Annotated in this window: 18 protein-coding genes and 1 tRNA gene; 12 read left to right on the plus strand and 7 right to left on the minus strand. The window is 61.0% G+C overall.

Annotated features, from left to right (window positions below; translation table 11 throughout):
• Positions 1-62: 62 nt before the first annotated feature.
• The 3 genes from QQK16_RS16465 to QQK16_RS16475 all read left to right on the plus strand — a co-directional run bounded on the left by QQK16_RS16465 (position 63) and on the right by QQK16_RS16475 (position 1,872).
• Entirely contained in the window at positions 63-545 is a 483-nt protein-coding gene (locus QQK16_RS16465; protein ID WP_284197563.1) for a flagella synthesis protein FlgN, read from the plus strand.
• Between the two features lie 156 nt (positions 546-701).
• Positions 702-1,022, plus strand: a complete 321-nt coding sequence (sugE, locus tag QQK16_RS16470; RefSeq protein ID WP_284197564.1) for a quaternary ammonium compound efflux SMR transporter SugE — start codon at positions 702-704, stop codon at positions 1,020-1,022.
• 106 nt (positions 1,023-1,128) lie between these two features.
• On the plus strand, positions 1,129-1,872 hold the full coding sequence (locus tag QQK16_RS16475) for a substrate-binding periplasmic protein (protein WP_284197565.1): 744 nt from the start codon (positions 1,129-1,131) through the stop codon (positions 1,870-1,872).
• 221 nt (positions 1,873-2,093) lie between these two features.
• On the opposite strand, the gene QQK16_RS16480 is transcribed toward QQK16_RS16475, so the two are convergent.
• Positions 2,094-3,191, minus strand: coding sequence for an extracellular solute-binding protein (locus QQK16_RS16480; protein ID WP_284197566.1), 1,098 nt, complete (start codon positions 3,189-3,191; stop codon positions 2,094-2,096).
• A gap of 277 nt (positions 3,192-3,468) precedes the next feature.
• Here QQK16_RS16480 and QQK16_RS16485 point away from each other — a divergent pair, with 277 nt between their 5' ends.
• The 3 genes from QQK16_RS16485 (at position 3,469) to QQK16_RS16495 (ending at position 6,223) form a co-directional block, all read left to right on the plus strand.
• Entirely contained in the window at positions 3,469-4,263 is a 795-nt protein-coding gene (locus QQK16_RS16485; protein WP_284197567.1) for a thymidylate synthase, read from the plus strand.
• A gap of 85 nt (positions 4,264-4,348) precedes the next feature.
• Positions 4,349-4,828 (plus strand): dihydrofolate reductase, encoded by a 480-nt coding sequence (locus QQK16_RS16490; RefSeq protein WP_284197568.1) that lies wholly within the window; start codon positions 4,349-4,351, stop codon positions 4,826-4,828.
• Between the two features lie 129 nt (positions 4,829-4,957).
• A complete protein-coding gene (locus QQK16_RS16495; protein ID WP_284197569.1) occupies positions 4,958-6,223 on the plus strand; it encodes a diguanylate cyclase domain-containing protein in 1,266 nt (421 codons plus the stop codon).
• Between the two features lie 46 nt (positions 6,224-6,269).
• Here QQK16_RS16495 and QQK16_RS16500 read toward each other — a convergent pair whose 3' ends face one another.
• On the minus strand, positions 6,270-6,806 hold the full coding sequence (locus QQK16_RS16500; RefSeq protein WP_284197570.1) for a dihydrofolate reductase family protein: 537 nt from the start codon (positions 6,804-6,806) through the stop codon (positions 6,270-6,272).
• A 187-nt stretch (positions 6,807-6,993) separates the two neighbouring features.
• Between QQK16_RS16500 and QQK16_RS16505 the strand changes: the two genes are divergently transcribed.
• From QQK16_RS16505 to QQK16_RS16515, 3 genes are all read left to right on the plus strand, one after another.
• The gene (locus tag QQK16_RS16505) at positions 6,994-7,908 is read left to right on the plus strand and encodes a polysaccharide deacetylase family protein (RefSeq protein WP_284197571.1); all 915 of its coding nucleotides are present in this window, start codon (positions 6,994-6,996) and stop codon (positions 7,906-7,908) included.
• Positions 7,909-8,088: 180 nt separating this feature from the next.
• Entirely contained in the window at positions 8,089-8,520 is a 432-nt protein-coding gene (locus QQK16_RS16510; RefSeq protein ID WP_284197572.1) for a hypothetical protein, read from the plus strand.
• 137 nt (positions 8,521-8,657) lie between these two features.
• A tRNA-Ile gene (locus QQK16_RS16515) sits at positions 8,658-8,734 on the plus strand.
• Between the two features lie 74 nt (positions 8,735-8,808).
• Here QQK16_RS16515 and QQK16_RS16520 read toward each other — a convergent pair.
• Entirely contained in the window at positions 8,809-9,369 is a 561-nt protein-coding gene (locus QQK16_RS16520; RefSeq protein ID WP_284197573.1) for a GNAT family N-acetyltransferase, read from the minus strand.
• 40 nt (positions 9,370-9,409) lie between these two features.
• On the opposite strand from QQK16_RS16520, the gene QQK16_RS16525 reads away from it, so the two are divergent.
• Together QQK16_RS16525 and QQK16_RS16530 are read left to right on the plus strand one after the other, a co-directional pair.
• Positions 9,410-10,027, plus strand: coding sequence for a hypothetical protein (locus QQK16_RS16525; RefSeq protein ID WP_284197574.1), 618 nt, complete (start codon positions 9,410-9,412; stop codon positions 10,025-10,027).
• Between the two features lie 149 nt (positions 10,028-10,176).
• Positions 10,177-10,521 (plus strand): zinc ribbon domain-containing protein YjdM, encoded by a 345-nt coding sequence (locus QQK16_RS16530; RefSeq protein WP_284197575.1) that lies wholly within the window; start codon positions 10,177-10,179, stop codon positions 10,519-10,521.
• Positions 10,522-10,615: 94 nt separating this feature from the next.
• Here the strand turns inward: QQK16_RS16530 and QQK16_RS16535 are convergent, their stop codons facing one another.
• The 3 genes from QQK16_RS16535 to QQK16_RS16545 are packed head-to-tail and all read right to left on the minus strand — an operon-like array spanning position 10,616 to position 14,271.
• A complete protein-coding gene (locus tag QQK16_RS16535; protein WP_284197576.1) occupies positions 10,616-12,238 on the minus strand; it encodes a GMC family oxidoreductase in 1,623 nt (540 codons plus the stop codon).
• A complete protein-coding gene (locus tag QQK16_RS16540) occupies positions 12,231-12,785 on the minus strand; it encodes a hypothetical protein (protein ID WP_284197577.1) in 555 nt (184 codons plus the stop codon). The genes QQK16_RS16535 and QQK16_RS16540 overlap by 8 nt, the downstream gene beginning before the upstream one ends.
• Before the next feature lie 58 nt (positions 12,786-12,843).
• Complete coding sequence (locus QQK16_RS16545; RefSeq protein ID WP_284197578.1) at positions 12,844-14,271, minus strand: coniferyl aldehyde dehydrogenase; 1,428 nt, start codon at positions 14,269-14,271, stop codon at positions 12,844-12,846.
• A gap of 455 nt (positions 14,272-14,726) precedes the next feature.
• On the opposite strand from QQK16_RS16545, the gene QQK16_RS16550 reads away from it, so the two are divergent.
• Positions 14,727-15,911, plus strand: a complete 1,185-nt coding sequence (locus QQK16_RS16550; protein WP_284197579.1) for a hypothetical protein — start codon at positions 14,727-14,729, stop codon at positions 15,909-15,911.
• Here QQK16_RS16550 and QQK16_RS16555 read toward each other — a convergent pair.
• Complete coding sequence (locus QQK16_RS16555; RefSeq protein WP_284197580.1) at positions 15,897-17,792, minus strand: sensor histidine kinase; 1,896 nt, start codon at positions 17,790-17,792, stop codon at positions 15,897-15,899. The two genes, QQK16_RS16550 and QQK16_RS16555, sit on opposite strands and share 15 nt — an antisense overlap.
• Positions 17,793-17,840: the final 48 nt, after the last annotated feature.

Raw genomic sequence — 17,840 nt, forward strand, 5'->3', positions numbered from 1 at the left:
GCGCCAGCTGACCGGCAACCGGTGGCTGGCGCTACTGCTTTTAACGGCCACGGAAACCGCCCATGTCCACATCGCCCCTGTTGAGTGCCATGCAAGCCGAGTTGAGCGAGCTGCAGCAGTTCGTCGCCCTGCTTGAACGCGAACAGCACGCACTCATACACAACACCCTGGCGGACCTCGAAGATATCGCCAAGCAAAAAGCTGGTCACGCCCAGGCACTGGAAGGCCAGGCCAAGGAACGCAAGCGCCTGTTCCAGGTCAACGGAGTCGAGCTATCCCCCGATCCGCCTCACCCGCTGGTGCGTGCGGCCTACCTGCCAGCCGAACACCTGCCCCATCTGGCCGAATGCTGGTTGCAGCTGATACAAGCCGCCCGCCACGCCAGCGCGCTCAACCAGACCAATGGCAAGCTGATTGATACCCGCCAGCAGCAGAACCAGCAGTTGATGGCCCTGCTTCAAAGCAGCCAGGATTCCACCCTGTCTTACGATGCCTATGGTCAGCCCCGGCTGTCCCGGCCTGGCGGCTCGCTGGGCAAGGCCTGATGCCATGCCGGGAAATATAATCCCATTCAGATTCATGCACTTGCGATAATATACGGGCTCGCCAGCATGGCGTCAGCGCTTCATCGCAGCCCCAGGGACGACCCTGGCGGCCTCCAGCCAACCGGGGACGGCCCCAATCCATAGGGAGCCGCCATCATGGCCTGGATTCTTCTTATCATCGCCGGCCTGCTGGAAATCGGCTGGGCCATAGGCCTCAAGTACACCGAAGGCTTTACCCGGCTGTGGCCCAGTGTCGCCACCCTAGGCGCCATGGTCGCAAGTGTCGCCCTGCTGGGGCTTGCCGTCCGTACACTTCCCCTGGGTACCGCTTACGCAGTCTGGACCGGCATCGGGGCCGTCGGCACCGTCTTGCTGGGCATCGTGCTGTTTGGCGAAGCCGCCACCATCGCTCGGCTGGCCTGTGTCGCCATGATCGTGGCCGGCATTGTCGGACTCAAGCTTTTCAGCCCGACCTGAACCACAACCGCATTTGGGGGACTGCCCCTCCGCATATCCAGCGTTTTATATTCTTGCCTGCACAGCGGCTATGCTGAAAAGCGTTCCCGGTAAAACGAGACCTTACATGCCAGACCTCCGCCTGCCATTACTCGCCCTGCTGTCGCTCCCGCTATACGCGGCAGAACCGCTGCTGGTGGTTCGTGGAGAGGGCAACTACCCACCCTATGAGATGGTGGTGAATGGCCAGCTCACTGGGGCACATATCGAGCTGATCGAAGCCGCCGCACACACAGCCGGCTATCAACTCACCATACGGAGCGTTGCCTGGGCGCGGGCGCTGGAAATGACCAAGCGCGGGCTGGCCTCCGCCGTCAGTTTTGCCTCAAGAACACCCGAGCGGGAGAGCTGGCTGCTGTTCGACGAAGGTAATGTGCTCTCTACCTTGCGCTATGGTTTCTTCAGCCTGAAGCAGCCGAACAGCCCGACCTGGAACGGTTCGTTCACATCGCTGCATCCTTACAAGATCGGTGTAGCCAGGGCCTATGCCTATCCCACCGAGTTCAGCAGCCAGCCTGGCCTGCAGAAATACCAACAGGATGGCGGCTACGAGGCGCTGCTGCGGACTTTGCACAACAAGCGTGTCGACCTGATCGTGGGCGGTGTACTGGAAATCAATACCAGCGCCAGGCAGTTAGGCTACGCCGACTCTATCCAGCTATTGAGCCCCACCTTTGGCGCAACGGCCTCCTACCTGGCATTCGGCCGCCAGGGCAGCAACCCCCGGCATGCCGAGCGTATGGCCGCGGCCTTCAGCAAGCTCAAGCTCGATGGCAGCTACCAGCGCATCCTGGCCAAATACGGCTTGTGAGGGCCTGTTTTGGGCTCAAGTCCAGGGTGGGGAGATGGGCTTGAGCAGACGCCAAAACCTGCAGGTGCTCCCTAATTTGCCCCACTCTCGCCGCAGCTCGCCATGATTTTCAATGCGCTTCAATGCGCTTTTGCTTATCTGCGGTTGAAGCACACAACAGCTAATAACAAAACGGCCGGGTTTCCCCGGCCGTTACAGCGACTACCCAGTTTGCGAAAGCCTTACTTGGCGGTCTTGAACTGGTTGAAGGCCTTGGTCAGCGCCATGGTGGTGGGCTGATCCAGCGAGGCCGCAGCCTGCAGAGTCTTCAGCGAAGCATCGGGCAGATAGATCTTGGCATCGCTGGTCAGCTTCTTGTTCACCAGCGCAGTGGCCTTGGTGTTGGGGTTAGCGTAGTTCACGGTATTCGAGATACCTGCCACCACCTTGGGATCCAGCATATTGTTGATCCACTTGTAGGCGTTTTCCACGTTCTTGCTGTCCTTGGGGATAGCCATCACGTCCACCCACAGCACGGTGCCCTTGGCCGGAACCACGTATTCGATAGGCTGCGGCTTCTTGGCCTCAATGGCGCGATCCTTGGCAATGTAGACATCACCGTTGAAGCCCATGGCTACGCAAACGTCGCCATTGGCCAGCAGGTCGATGGGCGAGTCATTGAACACGCGCACATCCTTGCGCACCGCCTTCAGGGTAGTCAGCGCCGTCGCCAAGTTAGCCTTGGAGAAATCATTGGCATTCTTGCCATTGAAGATATTGACCATGCCAAACAGGTACTTGGGCTGGCTCACGAACGAGATACCGCAGCCCTTGAGCTTGCTGGTGTACTTGGGATCGAACACCAGCTGCCACATATCGGCCGGCATAGGTTCGGCACCCAGGGCCTTTTTCACCTTCTCGGCATTGATGCCGAAGGCGATGGTACCCCACATATAAGGCACCACAAACTTGTTGCCGGGGTCAACCGACTCCACCTTCTTCAGGAACTCGGGGTTCAGGTTGCCCAGGTTAGGCAGCTTGCTCTTGTCCAGCGGCAGGTAGACACCAGCCTGTATCTGCTTGGCTGCGAAGTCAGCAGAAGGGTAGACCACGTCATAGCCCGACTTGCCGGTCAGCAGCTTGGCCTGCAGGGTCTCGTTGCTGTCGTACATGTCGTACTTCACCTTCACGCCGGCCGCCTTCTCGAAGTTGGCAACCGTGTCTTCGGCGATATAGTCGTTCCAGTTGTACACGTTCACCGTGCCGGCAGCCTGGGCGGCAATAGCGGTAGCGGCAAAGGCAGCGCCGATCAGGGTCGGCTTGAGGCGGAATTGGGCCATGAGTTTCAGTACTCCAGAGGAGGAATGGTTCAAAACGATCACGAACAGGATCACGCAACGGCGGCACACCCGCCACCCCCGCAAAGCTTGCCACAGCGGGGTTTATCGGCGCGTATTAGACCATGCACAACCGATGCTAAGCGAATAATTTTCGGTGTTTCCACCCCATGCTGCGGCCCCCGCCACAAGCCGGCCAAACCGACCACCGCCCGGCACCCGGGCAGCGCAAACCGGCGATGACTTGGTAAGATGTCGGCCTTGTTTTCAGGAAGCCCCCATGCGCACGTATCTCAACCTGCTCCAGCACGTACTCGACCACGGCACCGTCAAGACCGACCGCACCGGTACCGGCACCCAGTCCGTCTTTGGCCACCAGATGCGTTTCGACCTCAGCCAGGGCTTCCCGCTGGTCACCACCAAGAAGGTCCACCTCAAGTCCATCATTCACGAACTGCTGTGGTTCCTGAAGGGCGATGCCAATATCGCCTACCTCAAGGAGAACGGCGTTTCCATCTGGGATGAGTGGGCCGATGAGAACGGCAACCTGGGTCCGGTGTATGGCGTGCAATGGCGCAGCTGGCCCACAGCAGATGGCGGCCATATCGACCAGATCAGCCAGTTGATACAACAGATCAAGACCACACCTGATTCCCGCCGGCTGATCGTCTCGGCCTGGAATGTGGGCGAAATCCATAATATGGCATTACCACCCTGCCATGCCTTCTTCCAGTTCTATGTCGCCGACGGCAAGCTCAGCTGCCAGCTGTATCAGCGCTCGGCCGACCTGTTCCTGGGCGTACCGTTCAATATCGCCTCCTATGCCTTGCTGGTACTCATGGTGGCGCAGGTCTGCGGGCTGGAACCGGGCGACTTTATCTGGACCGGCGGCGACTGCCATATCTACGCCAACCATATGGAACAGGTAAAGCTGCAACTGAGCCGCGAACCGCTGCCCTTGCCACGCATGAAGCTCAACCCCGAGGTCACCGACCTGTTCGCCTTCAAGTATGAGGATTTCACCCTGGAGGGTTACGAATCCCATGCTGCCATCAAGGCACCGGTGGCCGTCTAAGCCCCCGACGAAGCACCACGACTAGACTGCGGCGACCTGCTGGTTGCCGCTTGGCTTTACTACCACCCGACCAGACGGCCACCCCATGCTCTCGCTTATCGCCGCCCTCGCACAAAACCACACCGTAGGCATCAACAACACCCTGCCCTGGCATCTGCCCGACGACCTCAAGTACTTCAAGGCCACCACCAGCGGCCACCCCATCATCATGGGCCGCAAGACATACGATTCCATCGGCCGGCCGCTGCCCAATCGCCACAATATCGTGGTGACGCGTGATCCGATCTGGCGGGCCGATGGGGTGACGGTGGTACACAGCATGGAGGACGCCATGAAAGCGGCAGGCGAAGCGAACGAGGTGTTCCTGATCGGTGGCGCCACCCTGTATGCGCTGGCCCTACCCTATGCTGACCGGCTGTACCTGACGGAAATTGAAGCCGAGATCGAGGGTGATGCCTTCTTCCCGGAGTGGCCGCGCAACAAGTTCACAGAAATCTCTCGCGAGTCCAAACAAGGGCCGGATTTTGCCTATAGTTTCGTGGTCTACCAGCGCAACGCAACCTGAGCGCCAGCGCCCCGCCAGGGGTACGCCCGCCACGGTCTGCTTGCCTTTACCGACGCAAGGCTAGTTTCAGGCACACCTGCCATCGCGGTGTGACTGTAAACACCCCCAGCGCCGGCCATAGCGGAACCGATGACCAGCGACACGCCCTCTCTGCTTGCCGATATGGCCCGCTACTCGCCCCAGCCCATGCTTGCGGTGGAGGCTGACAGCGGCAATATCGTGGAACTCAATCAACTGGCCCGCGACACCCTGGGCCTGGGTAGCGATGCGCCTGCCCTGCGTGACTTGTTCGACAACCCCAGCCTGGCCCGCCAGTTCCTGCTGATTGCCCGCAACAACGGCTTTATCCGGCAGTTCGAGGCCCGCATGCGGCTGTCGGGCGGGCAGCGTGTCTGGATGATACTGGCCGCCAGGCTGATGGAACTGGCTGGCCGTAACGTCCTGATCGTCAGCCTCACCGATATCCACGAACGCCGGTTGGTTGAAGAAGCCCTGCGCGAAAGCGAAACCCGCCATCGGCGGGTGCTGGAGACCGCCAACGAAGGCTATGCCCTGTTCGACGCCCGCACCGGTGAGCTGCTGGACGTCAACCCAGCCCTGTGCGAGCTGCTGCTCTACCCACGAGACGAGTTGCTGCGCATGCAGCCCGAGGATGTAGTGACCGAAGACAGCATGGCCACCCTGCAGTCTCAGCGCGAGCGCTGGAGCGGCTCGCCCAACCGCAAGATAGAGCTGGGCATGCGCCGTGCCAGCGGCGAACGGATTACGGTAGAAGTCAGCCTCGCCGCCATCTCGGACCAGGATGGCCGGGTAACGTCAGTCTTTGCCATGATTAGTGACATCACCGCCCGCAAGCTCAGCGAAGAGCGGGTGCTCTACCTAGCCTTTTACGACACCCTCACCGCCCTGCCCAACCGCTTCCTGTTTACCGAGCATATGGAACAAGCCCTGCGCCAGCGCGCCCGCAACAAGCGGCAACTGGCACTGATGTTTATCGACCTGGATGATTTCAAGCAGGTCAACGACACCCTGGGCCATGATGCCGGTGATGAAATGCTCAAGATCGTGGCCAAACGACTGCTCAGCTGCGTGCGCAACACCGATACCGTCTCACGCCAGGGCGGCGACGAATTCATGGTACTGCTGGCCAATCTGGTAGAGGCCCACGACGCCGTCACCGTGGCGGAGAAAATGCTGGCCACCCTGGCCGAGCCCATCGAACTGGAAGGCGGCAATCGCCTGATCCGGGCCAGCATAGGCATAGCACTCTGCCCGGAACATGGCGAAACCCTGGCCAAACTGAGACGCCACGCCGACATTGCCATGTACCAGGCAAAATTCGGCGGCAAGCACCGCTATGCCATCTACGACGCTGAATCCGCGTCGGCAAACTAGCCGTGGTGCGAAACTCGGCCCACAAGCCAAGGCATTGCCCGCAGCACTACCCAATATGGGCAGGCGATTTCCGCGCCCGTTCATAGCTCACCTGTACCAGGCCGGTATCAAAGGTCTGCACCGAGGTCAGCGTCAACCGCCGGCTCGATTCCGTGCTGGGGAACAAAGGAATGCCTCCACCCAGTATCAACGGGTGGATGGAGACAATGAACTCATCGATCAGATCCCGTTCCAGGCAGGTTTTGATCAAGGCTGCACCGCCCACCAGCCATAGCTTGCCGCCCGCCTCCAGCTTGAGCCTCGCCACGTAGTCTCCCACCGGCTCGCTTACCGCCTCCACGCCCTCGCCCATCCACGACAAAGGCCTGCTGGAAAACACCCAGGCACGCTTGCCTGGGTAGGGGTAGTCGCCAACGCTCAGCGCCTGGTCATAGGTACGCCTGCCCAGCAGAATGCCATCCACCGAATCATAGAAAGCCTGGTAGCCATAGTCCTGGTCGGTAAACAGCCAATCCACCCCACCATCCGGGCGGGCAATATAGCCATCCAGGCTGGAGGCAATGAACAACACGAGCTTGCGCATGGCAGCCTCCTGTTTTGTCGAAATCTGCATTGATTCTAGTTGTGGCCGCCGCCGCGAGTACGGACAATACGGCCCGCGCCGAAGAACAACGACAGGGTGCTGCCAGCAATCGTAGTCCACGGCCAATGCAGTCGGGAATACCAGATTGCTCGAGCGCACCCGCATAGCAACAGGGAGTTACGCAGCCATGCTGCTCGCGCTAAAGATAGAGGTAGACAGCCTTGCCGCCGCCCGGGACATCACCCCCCGGCTGGTAACGCTATTGCAGAGCCTGGACGCCAATGCCAGTTTCTTCTTCAACCTGGGGCCAGACCGCAGCGGTCAGGCAGATGGCCCACTGTTCCAGGTAGGCGAAACCCGCAAGCAGATACGCCGTAACCGCGCTCTGGGCGGCCCTCGCGGCGCCAGCAGGCTCTATGGTCGCTGGCTACCCGCGCCGCAACTGCATAAGGCCGTGGCCAGCGCCATACAGGCCATACAACAAGCCGGCTATGAAACCGGCCTGCGCGGCTGGGACAGGGTCAACTGGATCAAGCGCATCGCCACGGCCGACGAAGCCTGGGTACGCAATGAACTGACCGCCGCCTTGCACGCCTACGAGCACCTGCTGGGCCAGCCAGCCCAAGCCATCGCCCTGCCAGGCTGGCGCACTGGCCGCCATGCCTTGCGGTTGCAGCAGCAGTTGGGCCTGCATTACGGCAGCGACTGCCGTGGTAGCAGCCCTTTTTTGCCGGTAGTGGATGGCGAACCGATCAGGGTGCCCCAGCTCCCCACCACTCTACCCACCTTGGCCGAGCTGACAGGCGCCAACGAAATGGACGACCTGGCGACGGTAGACCAGTTGCTGGCGCTGACGGCGAGCCCGACACCAGCAGGTCACGTGTTCACCCTCAATGCCGATGCCGATGGTGGCAAACGTTTGCCGCTCTTGCAACGCCTGCTTGCCGCCTGGCGCGAGCAAGGCCAGCAATTTGCCTCGCTGGCACAGCTGCACGCCACGCTGGACATCAACAAACTGCCCTGGCACAGCCTGGAACAACGCAGTTGGCCTGGCTATAGCGGCATGCTGGCCGTGCAGGGGCCGGCTTTCCCACGCGGATAGCGCTTGCGCCAACGAGGTGTGGGGGCACAGGAGAGCCTGCCGGCTCGGCTTGCCCTGGCGCCAGCTAGGCCTGTCACCAGCGATGCATGCCTTGTGTCCAGAACCGCGCCATACCCCATAAGGGTAGCTGGCATCGCACTTGCTTAGTCTCCGATACGCCTCAACGCCGGAGCAGCCAGCATGACTACCGCCCTCGCCTACCACGAGCCCCTCGCCCAACTTCTTACCCATGCTCCCCAGCAGCCGCAGCGCCGCCTGCCCGGCCCCCTGCCGCTCGGCTTCCCCGAGGTGTTCCGGAGGCGACTCCTGCAACTGGCCAGCGACCCCAGCATCTCCGACGCCGTATTCCAGCGCCTCTACTTCGACCTTATCCTCTGCCCCCAACTGCATGCCAGTCTGCGCCGCATGCACCCGCAGGGCGTAGGCGCCAGCGATCAGCCGGCCAGCGCAACCATCTTCCTGGAACCCGATTTCTCCTGGCAGCGCCACATAGACGACCGCCTGAGCCAACGCTGGCGCGAATGCCTGCTGCGCCATAGCGACGGCAGCGGGCTGGACGAATCACTGGCACTGCTGTCGAGCTTCCGGGTACTGGCCGAGCACCTGTACTGATAAGGCATGCCACCCCGGCAGCGCATACACACTCCCACACCCACGAAAGTTTGTGTTAATCTGCGCGCCCGTCTCGCAACGAGGGCGCCCAGGCCATAGGCCAACAGCCGCTCACGTCGCCCAGACACCCGGTTTCCGGGCCTGTAGCTCAGTTGGTTAGAGCAGAGGACTCATAATCCTTTGGTCCACGGTTCAAGTCCGTGCGGGCCCACCAGCAATAAACAAAGGCCTGTGTCGCAAGACACAGGCCTTTGTCATGCCTACTGCACCTCATCCGCAAGCGCTGCATCAAACTGTTGCGGCAGCGCGCTCCTCCCCGATCGCAAGCCTGCCATCCGGCCCATGGCATTCAAAATGCAGCAAGTCATGCCAGACGCCATTCAGCAGCATGCTGCGGCGCGCCCGCCCGAACTCGGTAAACCCGTTGCGTTCCAGTACCTTGACGGAACCCAGATTGTCCGGCCGCACAATCGCCTCTATGCGGTACAGCCCCAGCCGATGGAAGGCCTCCTCCAGCACTAGCGCAACCGCCTGCGAGGCATAGCCCCGGCCGCCGTGATCCTGCCCTATCCGGTAGCCTAGCGAGGCCTTGTTGTAATAGGGACGTGCCACGCCGGTAAGGTTAACCCGGCCAACCAGGGTATCCCCCACACGGATCAGATACTGATAGGCGCGATCCTGGCTGCGCTCCTGCGCCGCAGTCTCTATGGCGCGGCGAACCTGCTCAAGGTCATAGTAAGCTGGGTCGCGTGCATTGATCTGTCCTTCAAAATAGGCGCGGTTGGCCAGCTCGAAGTCCAGCAGCGATTCAGCATCGGCCAATGTGGGTGGGGCTAGGTGTAAGACCATCGTCTCATTCGTTTTCGTTGGATGCCATGCAGATACTACAATGCGCCAGTTGCCGATTAATCACTTTAAGAAATACCAAACATTTAACATGCGCCATCTTCTTATTGCCGTCGCCCTATTCGTCGTAGCCATACCCGCTTCTGCCGAGATTTTTGAAGCCGCTATTGGCGTGCAATTTCCAGACGAAGTGGCAGGATTGCCCTTTGCAGGGCGCAAGACATTTCCCAATACAGCGCTGGGCGTCAATCTGGCCTATCAGCGCCCAGGGCCAGTACGTGGCTCTATCTACATCTACAACGGCGGCCTCACCACCATACCAAGCGGAACAGACTCTCCCCTGGTAAGGAAACATTTCGATCAGGTCATCGCAGAGCTCTCGCTATTGGTCGCACACAAGCAAGTAAGTGCAGTCAACTTTCACCCCAACGGCGCCCAGCTAACCGCCTATGAAGGCTGTGGTCCCCAGTTCTGGCGGCAAGAATATGAATTGGTAATGCCCGATGTAACCACCATGGTTTCGTATACCTATCTGACCGCCATGAAGAATAACTTTGTCAAGCTACGGGTGAGCCACCCCCGTGGCGATGCGGATGGTAAGCGTGACACTGATCGGTTTGTGGCCGAGATACGCAAGGTACTCGGGGTATGCAAGCCTTAGAGCCGGTTGAAAGTCTTAGCGCTTTCACGCTGGCGCGGACGGGCAGACTCGCCACTCAGGGCCATATGCGGGTAGTAGCGGCGCCATGACCTACCTATCTATCGGTTATAATACCGCGCTTGCATATCACCTTCTGTGAAAGTCTCCCCATGTCCAACCTACCCGCCTGTCCGCTCTGCACCCTGGAGAATACCTACCCGGATGGTGACAACTATGTCTGTGCCGATTGCGGTCACGAATGGGCCCAGCAGACAGCGGCCCAGGCAGACGATGGGGACGGCGCAGTCATCAAGGACGCCAATGGCAATGTGCTGCAGGATGGCGATGCTGTGGTGCTGATCAAGGACCTCAAGGTCAAGGGTTCCTCCATCACGCTCAAGCAGGGTAGCAAGGTCAAGAGCATCCGCCTGGTCAGCGGTGGCGATCACGAGGTGGATTGCCGCATGGATGCAGGCAACTTCATGCTCAAGGCCTGCTTCCTCAAGAAGGCCTGAGCCTGACCACCCTACGGCAAAGCCCGGCCCCGCACTGCGGGCCGGGCTTTATCCTGAGTGATGCCCTGTACACGGGCATCGCGCTATAGCGAACTCAAACAGGCCAGGCGATGTCCTTGCCTGTCAGCGTCTTGGCCAGGCTGCTGGCATTGCGCGCCGCAAGGCCATAGATGGAGAGCTGCGGGTTGGCGCCGATGGACGTCGGGAACACCGAGCCATCCATCACATAGAGGTTGTCCAGGTTGAAGAAGCGCCCATAGCCGTCCACCACACCTTGCTCCGCCTTGCTGGCCATGGCGGCCCCACCCATGACATGGGCCGATACCACCTTGGCTCGCAGTACTTCCAGCGGCAGCGACTGAATGGCCGCCTTGGCCTCTGCCCAGCTGGAGTACCCGCCGCCCGGCACATCTTCGTGTATGGGCATGACGCGAGTTGCGCCAGCGGCAAATTGCAGTTCGGCCATAGTCAGGTACGAGTGCCGCATGCCACGCCAGACGTAGTCGCTGATGGGGTAGTCCAGCAACGGTGTGCCATCGGCCTTCAGGCTCACGCTACCGCCACGGCTGTTTTCGTGGAAGCCATCGCGCATCAATGCCAGCACCACCTGCAGCCGGTCGAAATGCTGCATTAGCTGACGATGCTTTTCACCAAAGCCACTCATGGTGATGGCGGTCAGCACCGGGTGCAGCGGCGGAACCTCCAGCTTGTAGCCCATGGGGCCATCGGGCGGGAAAGCATCGATAAAGTGATCGGAATAAATGCTTTGCGGCGCACCCTGCCAGCCTTCTACCTTGAAGGGCATCAAGGCACCCGAGACATTGACCGGATGCAGAAAGGTACGCTTGCCGATAAGGCCATACGGGTCAGACAAATCGGAACGCAGCATCAGCGCCGGCGTATTGATGGCGCCACCGGCCAGCAGCACCGTCTTGGCCTTGATGGTGACCTTGATGCCAACCGGTTCCAGGCCGCTATGGTTCATCGCCATGCCTTCCACGCCTACCGCCTTGCCCCCCTCCTGCAGCACCCGCTCGGCCCGCAGATGGGTCAGCAGGGTAGCGCCACGATCCAGCGCTGTCGGCACGGTGGTAATCAGCATGCTCTGCTTGGCATTGGCCGGGCAGCCCATGCCGCAATAGCCCAGATTGAGGCAAGCCTTCACATTGCGGCGTATCTTGGACCAATGGATGCCGGCACGGTCGGCTCCGCTCATCAGCACCTGGTTGTTGACGTTGGGTTCCACGTTCCAGTCGATCACGCTCAGCCGCTTTTCGGCTTTGCCAAACCAGCCGGCCATGTTCTCCACCGTCATGTCGTCTAGGCCATAATGATCACGCCAGAACGCCAGGGTGGTGGGCGGCGTGCGGAAGCTCGACGTCCAGTTCACCGTGGTAGAGCCACCCACAGTACGCCCTTGCAAGATGGTGATGCCTTTGTCCTTGGTCTGCCTCCCGGCAGATTCCTGGTACAGCGTGGGGTAGGCTTCGGCTTCCTTCAGGTTGAAATGCTTGGAGGCATAGCGCAGCTCTCCTTCTTCCAGCATCACCACCTTAAGCCCGGCCAGGCTCAATATCTCGGCCGCCACCCCGCCGCCCGCCCCGGTTCCGACGATTACCACGTCGGCCTCCAGCGTCTGGTCGCGCATAAAGGTGGCCGCGTCGCGCACATCCCATTTACCGGATGCCAGTCCCTCGGCAATAACGTCTTTAGGCATTCCAGTAACCTTCCATGAATTTCGGGGGGCCGTCGTAACCTATGCCCACCCAGGCCTGCGGGTTGCCATACCACGCAGCAAAAACGATCTGATGCAAGGCTTGGTAGCCACTGCGTAGCAGCAAGAACGAAGAAAAGCGCCAACGGTTGAGGAAATGGGCGATGTCCTCGTCGCTGGCCGTCTCCCACGATGCCCCTACTCCCACCACCCAGCGGCGGGTCACGCGGCTGTTCAGCAAGGCCAGCAGCTCCTTGACCTCGGCCTGTACGCCCATCGGCAAGCCCGCGATGGCGGTATCGCAGCCCAGCACAGCTTGGTAGAGCGCGGTTTCGTATTCGGCCTCATCGCGCGGCAATGCCCCCTTGAGCATGACCCGTGCAATCGCGGCCAGTGCCGTACGGCTTTCTGCATCCAGCACCTTGAACCTGGCCTTCGCCGGTACGGCATAGAGGCTGTCCGGCGTGATCGGCCCGTAAGCCAGCCGGGCAAGGCCCAGCAGGGCTGCACCGGCGACACCGGTTTTCAGCAATTGGCGGCGGCTAAGCATGTTTCCCTCTTTTTGTTCTACCCATGGCCAGGCAGCGCCCGGCCCAGGCACGACTCCATCAACGCAGCATGAACTTCAGCAGGCGTTCCACTCTGGGCCCATAGGGCGGGCGCAAGAGCCAGGCACCGTTGAAACGGCTCTGCGCAAATATCGGCTTCATCTTGGAGAAGGTCTCGAATCCTTCGTGGCCGTGGTAGTGGCCCATGCCAGAGGGGCCGACACCGCCAAACGGTAAATCGTCCTGGCCCACGTGCATCACGGTTTCATTGACACCCACCCCGCCCGAGATGGTGTTGCTGATCACCTGGCTGATACGCTGGTTGTCGTAATCGAAGTAATACAGCGCCAGCGGCCGGGGATGCGTGTTGACATAGTCTATGGCCTCATCCAGCGTCTTGTAGGTCAGCACCGGCAGGATGGGGCCGAATATCTCGTCCTGCAGCAGCGTCATCTGTTCGGTAGTATCGAAAACCAGGGTAGGCGCCAGCTTGCCGGTAGCCGGGTCCACCTCGGCCAGCGGCACCACCCGTGCGCCCTTCTCGGCGGCATCTTTCAGGTAGCCCTGCAAGCGGTTCAGGTGGCGGCCGTTCACCACGGCGGTGTAGTCGGGATTGCGGCCGGCATCGGGATACCACTTGCCCACCACCTCTCTCGCCGCAGCCAGGAATGCCTCCTGCTTGCCCTCGGGCAGCAGCACATAGTCCGGCGCCACGCAGGTCTGGCCGGCATTCAGGCATTTGCCATACATCACGCGCTCGGCAGCAGTCTGGATGGGGAACGACTCATGCACGATGGTCGGCGATTTGCCACCCAGTTCCAGCGTGACCGGCGTCAGGTTGTCGGCAGCGGCACGCATCACATGCTTGCCCACGCTGGTCGATCCGGTAAACAGCATATGGTCCCAGGCATAGCCCGAGAACACCTGCGCCACCTCGGCACCGCCATTGATGACAGCCACCTCGTTCTCGTCGAAGTACTGGCCTATCAAACGGCGGAAGGTCTCGCCCAGGCGAGGTGTGAATTCCGAAATCTTGACCACGGCGCGGTTGCCGGCAGCCAGGGCTGCGGTCAGTGGGCCTACGGCCAGGAACAAGGGGTAGTTCCACGGTACGATGATGCCCACAACGCCCAAGGGCTGGGGCACGACCCGATTGCTGGCCGGCTTGAACCAAATCGACACACCACGGCGTCGGGGCTTCATCCAGCGCCCTAGCTTGGCCAAGGCATGGTCCACCCCCCCTAGACTGGGGAATATCTCCAGCAGACGGGTCTCATGGGCCGAGCGGTGGCCGAAATCAGCCGAAATGGCAGCGGCGATTTCGTCGCCGTGCGCCTGCAGCACATGGCGCAGCCGGTTCAGGCGATCCCGCCGCAGCGCTTCTGGCGGATAAGGCATGGCGGCATAGGCCTCGCGCTGGGCTTGGTAGACCTGGCGCAGGTGGGCCAACTCGGCCTGGGTTTCATGGGGTTCGAATTGAGCTTGCATATTGTTGTCTCCTCATCGGAGGCCCGGAGTAATACGGAGCCCCCACTTCAGCGCTTTGCCCGGCAATACCGGACGCTAATCCTCTGCATCAAGTCCACGCTGTATCGCTGATACCTCCAGCCCTCGTCGCATCAAGCGCGCCGATGGGTGGCAGCTCTACCGTCAATGCCGGCCAGCAGACCAAGCGCCTTTGCTACGCTCGGCAGCAATTTTAGAGCAAACGCTTGATCAGCCGTTCCCCCTTCATCAGCAGGCGGGCGAAAAGCCGACAATAGGCACTGCAGCCCGCGCCAGTGCTCACCAGTGCCGTATCGCTGCTGCAACAGCCACGACCCTCAGCCGGGCAGATTACGCAATTTTGCGTATTCAAGCCGCGCAGCCCGCTCCCTATAGTTCGTCCCATACCGCAGGCGCCATGGGTGCCGTGCACTCAACTCAATCAAGAGGACGAAATCATGCTGAGCGATCTCTGGCGCGTCATGGTGGCTTTATGCGATTACCGCGCCTGGTGGCGCAAACTCACCGGTCGCCCCCTGGTCGACGTGGTGTTCATCACCCATCTACGAGACGAAGCCGAGCGTGAACGGTTCTTCGGCCATCGTGTGCCCGTACTGGGCCACGCCAACGGCCCTCGCATCTACCAGAACGGCGTGGCGGGGCGCGTGCGCGGCATCTACAGCACGGCAGCCGAGATGCTGACCAAGGAAGGCCGCCGGTTAGCACGGGCACAATGTATCTCCGCCTGCGAGTGGGCAGAATACAATGGCGCCAAGGTAGTTTTGCTGGCGGCATCCACCAAACGTCTGTTTGGCCGGGATGGCGCGATACTGAAAGAGCGCTTCCCCAATCTGCTGTTTACCATCGGCGACAACGGCACAGCGCAGATGCTGTGGGTGGATGTGGAGCGGGCCTTACGCAATGCCAAACTGGACCAGCGCAATGCCCGTATTCTGCTGATAGACCCTTACGGCCCCCAAGGCGCCTGCATGGCCCGACGGCTGCTGCAAGCCGGTTACCGCGTGGTGGCCTGGTGCAGCAACGACACCACGCTGGCCGACATTCATGCCGAGACCGGCATGGAAATCACCTCACGTATAGAAGATGCCGGGCAGGTAGACGCCGTGGTCAGCTGCACCCACAGTGTCTCGGCCAGACTGGGTGTCTATGATATTACCCGCCTGCGCCACAGCCACCGCAAGTTGCTGGTCATCGATGCGGCGGAGCCCGCCAGCCTGGATATCGATGCCTATGCCATCTGCCTTGAAGAAGTGGTACGCCAGGATGCCGGCAAGGCCTACTCCAGCCAATTGCACTATGTCCTGGGCGGCTGGTCCCGGCGCCTGCTGATGTTGAGCCGTGGCGTGGTGTTCGGCGGCTACGCCGAAGCCCTGGCCCTGTACCAAGCCATCCATCAACTGGGGCAACACGAGCTGGCACAGATGGATTGGTTTGAGTTGGATTGCCCCCGCATCATCCAGATAGGCACCGTGCTCACCTATGCCGGCTTCGCGCCACCAACACCCGCTTGCTTCGGCAAGCGGGTAGACGATTTCGACCTGGCCTACGCCAACCGGCCCATGACCGCCTTCACACCCATGAGCGGCAACACCCTGCCCATGATGGCATCAGTAAGGAATTAGCACGCCAAATACACTACCCCGACCACGTACCGACCGTATGCTCAGCTGGTATCCCGACTGCTCACACAGGGCCTGCACGATATGCAGGCCCAAGCCGTGCCCCTGGCGTTCGGCCGCCAAGGTACCAGTCTGCTCAAACGGTGCCAGCAATTGCTTCTGCAAGCTGGTATCAAAACCCGGCCCTGTATCGAGCACCTGTATCTCCAGCCCCAGGGGGCGGCGTCGTACCCCAAGCAAGATCTCGCCTCGCTCGGTGTAGCGCACGGCATTGCCGACCAGATTATCCAGTATGCGTGTCAGCACCAGGCCAGAACCGGCAATGGTGGCGCTGCTGGGGAAGTAGCGCAGGTACAGTCCCTTGCGCTCGGCCGCATGCTGGTGGCGGGTGTGCGCCTGCACCAGCAGGTCTTCCAGGTTCAATCCTTGCTGCCGGCTGGCGAAACCCGCCTTGGATTCTGCCATCAGCGACTGCAGCAGCGATTCGGTGTAGTCGAGCGCCTTGTCGATATGCTGGGTAGCAGCCTCATTACCCGCCTGCGCGCGCAATGCTGCCAAGGCAAAGCGGATCGATGACAGCGGTTGCGAGAGATCATGCCCCGCCGCCGCCAGTTGCAGCTGCTGTTGCTGGGCAGCCTGTAGCGCCAGGTGCTTGTCGGCCTCGGCACGGGCCAGTTGCTCCGCCTCCTCCAGCCTGTGCCGCAGCGCAGCCTCATGCCTTTGGCTCAGGCTATGCAACTGCTGCCCCAGCGCCAGGGCAAACAGTACTGCCTCCAGCAGATAGCCCAATTTGGGGTAAACGAAGACGTTTACCCCCGGCCAACTCCATACCCCAGATACACCAAAGCTGAACAGGACGTTCATGAACACGGCCAAGCTGATGGCGCCAGCCAGGAAATGCCCCGCTGCCGGTAGTTGCCTGCGCCATACCTGCACGCCCACCCAGACCGGCAAGGGCATGAACAGCAATGAGACCAGCAGCAGGGGCCACGCCAGGTCTGCCCCCAGGAAGGCGCCCAACCCCAAGAGCAGCAGCACTGCATAGGCCTGATAGCCACGGTACAGTGTGGGGAAGCTCAGGTTGAGCTTGAACAGGCTGGTGGTGAACAGGATATGCGTGAGATGTACCGCCACCACCAGCACGGCAGGTGCGTACTGATTCCATTGCCCAGCCCCTGGCCAGAGCAACGCAAAGTTGTAACCCTCGATCTGTAGCAGGAACAGCACCACAAACAGCAGCATCAGGGCGTAGTAGCGATACGCCTCCCGCCGCAAGGCACGGTACTGCAGCAATGCAAACCCCAGCAATGCGAGCAGCACGCCCACCAGCACACCATTGAAAAGATTGCCCAAGCCCAGAGTCTGGGCGAACTCGGCTGGCTCCTGCAATGCCAGTTGCAAGGGAGTATCGCCATGGATGCGATAATGCAGATACAGCGTTGCCGCTTCACCGGCCGCCAGGCTGACCGGCACCGCCAGCATGCGCGAGGGCACACTGCGATCGCTAAATCGACTATCAGGCCGCAAGCTGACCAGTTGCTCCGTCTGCCCTCGGCTGATCTGATATGCCTCCAACCGCTGGATGTCGGGCACACCCAGGTTCAGCAACCATCGCCTCGGCTGGCTGCTGTTATTGTGCAGTGCCAGCCGAAGCCAGCGTCCACCTGGGCTGAGATCGGGCTTGCGCTCGATCAGCGGGCTAAACCGTGCTCCAGGCGACATGGCTTCCGCCAGCGTCGCCGCCGGTACCTCGCCCACGTAGAATACCGTCTGCCGCCGCAATTGCTCGGCAGTGGGCAGTGGGTGCAAGGGCAAGGGTGTGGCACCCAGCGCCACCTGGCAGGTCATCAACATCAGCAGGCAGCAATAGAGGAGTCGGGGCATGAAGCATCACGTTAGCGGGAACAAGGCCAACCCTGGCCGGCAAGGAGA

The sequence above is a fragment of the Chitinimonas prasina genome (genome assembly GCF_030160395.1).
GTDB lineage: Bacteria > Pseudomonadota > Gammaproteobacteria > Burkholderiales > Chitinimonadaceae > Chitinimonas > Chitinimonas prasina.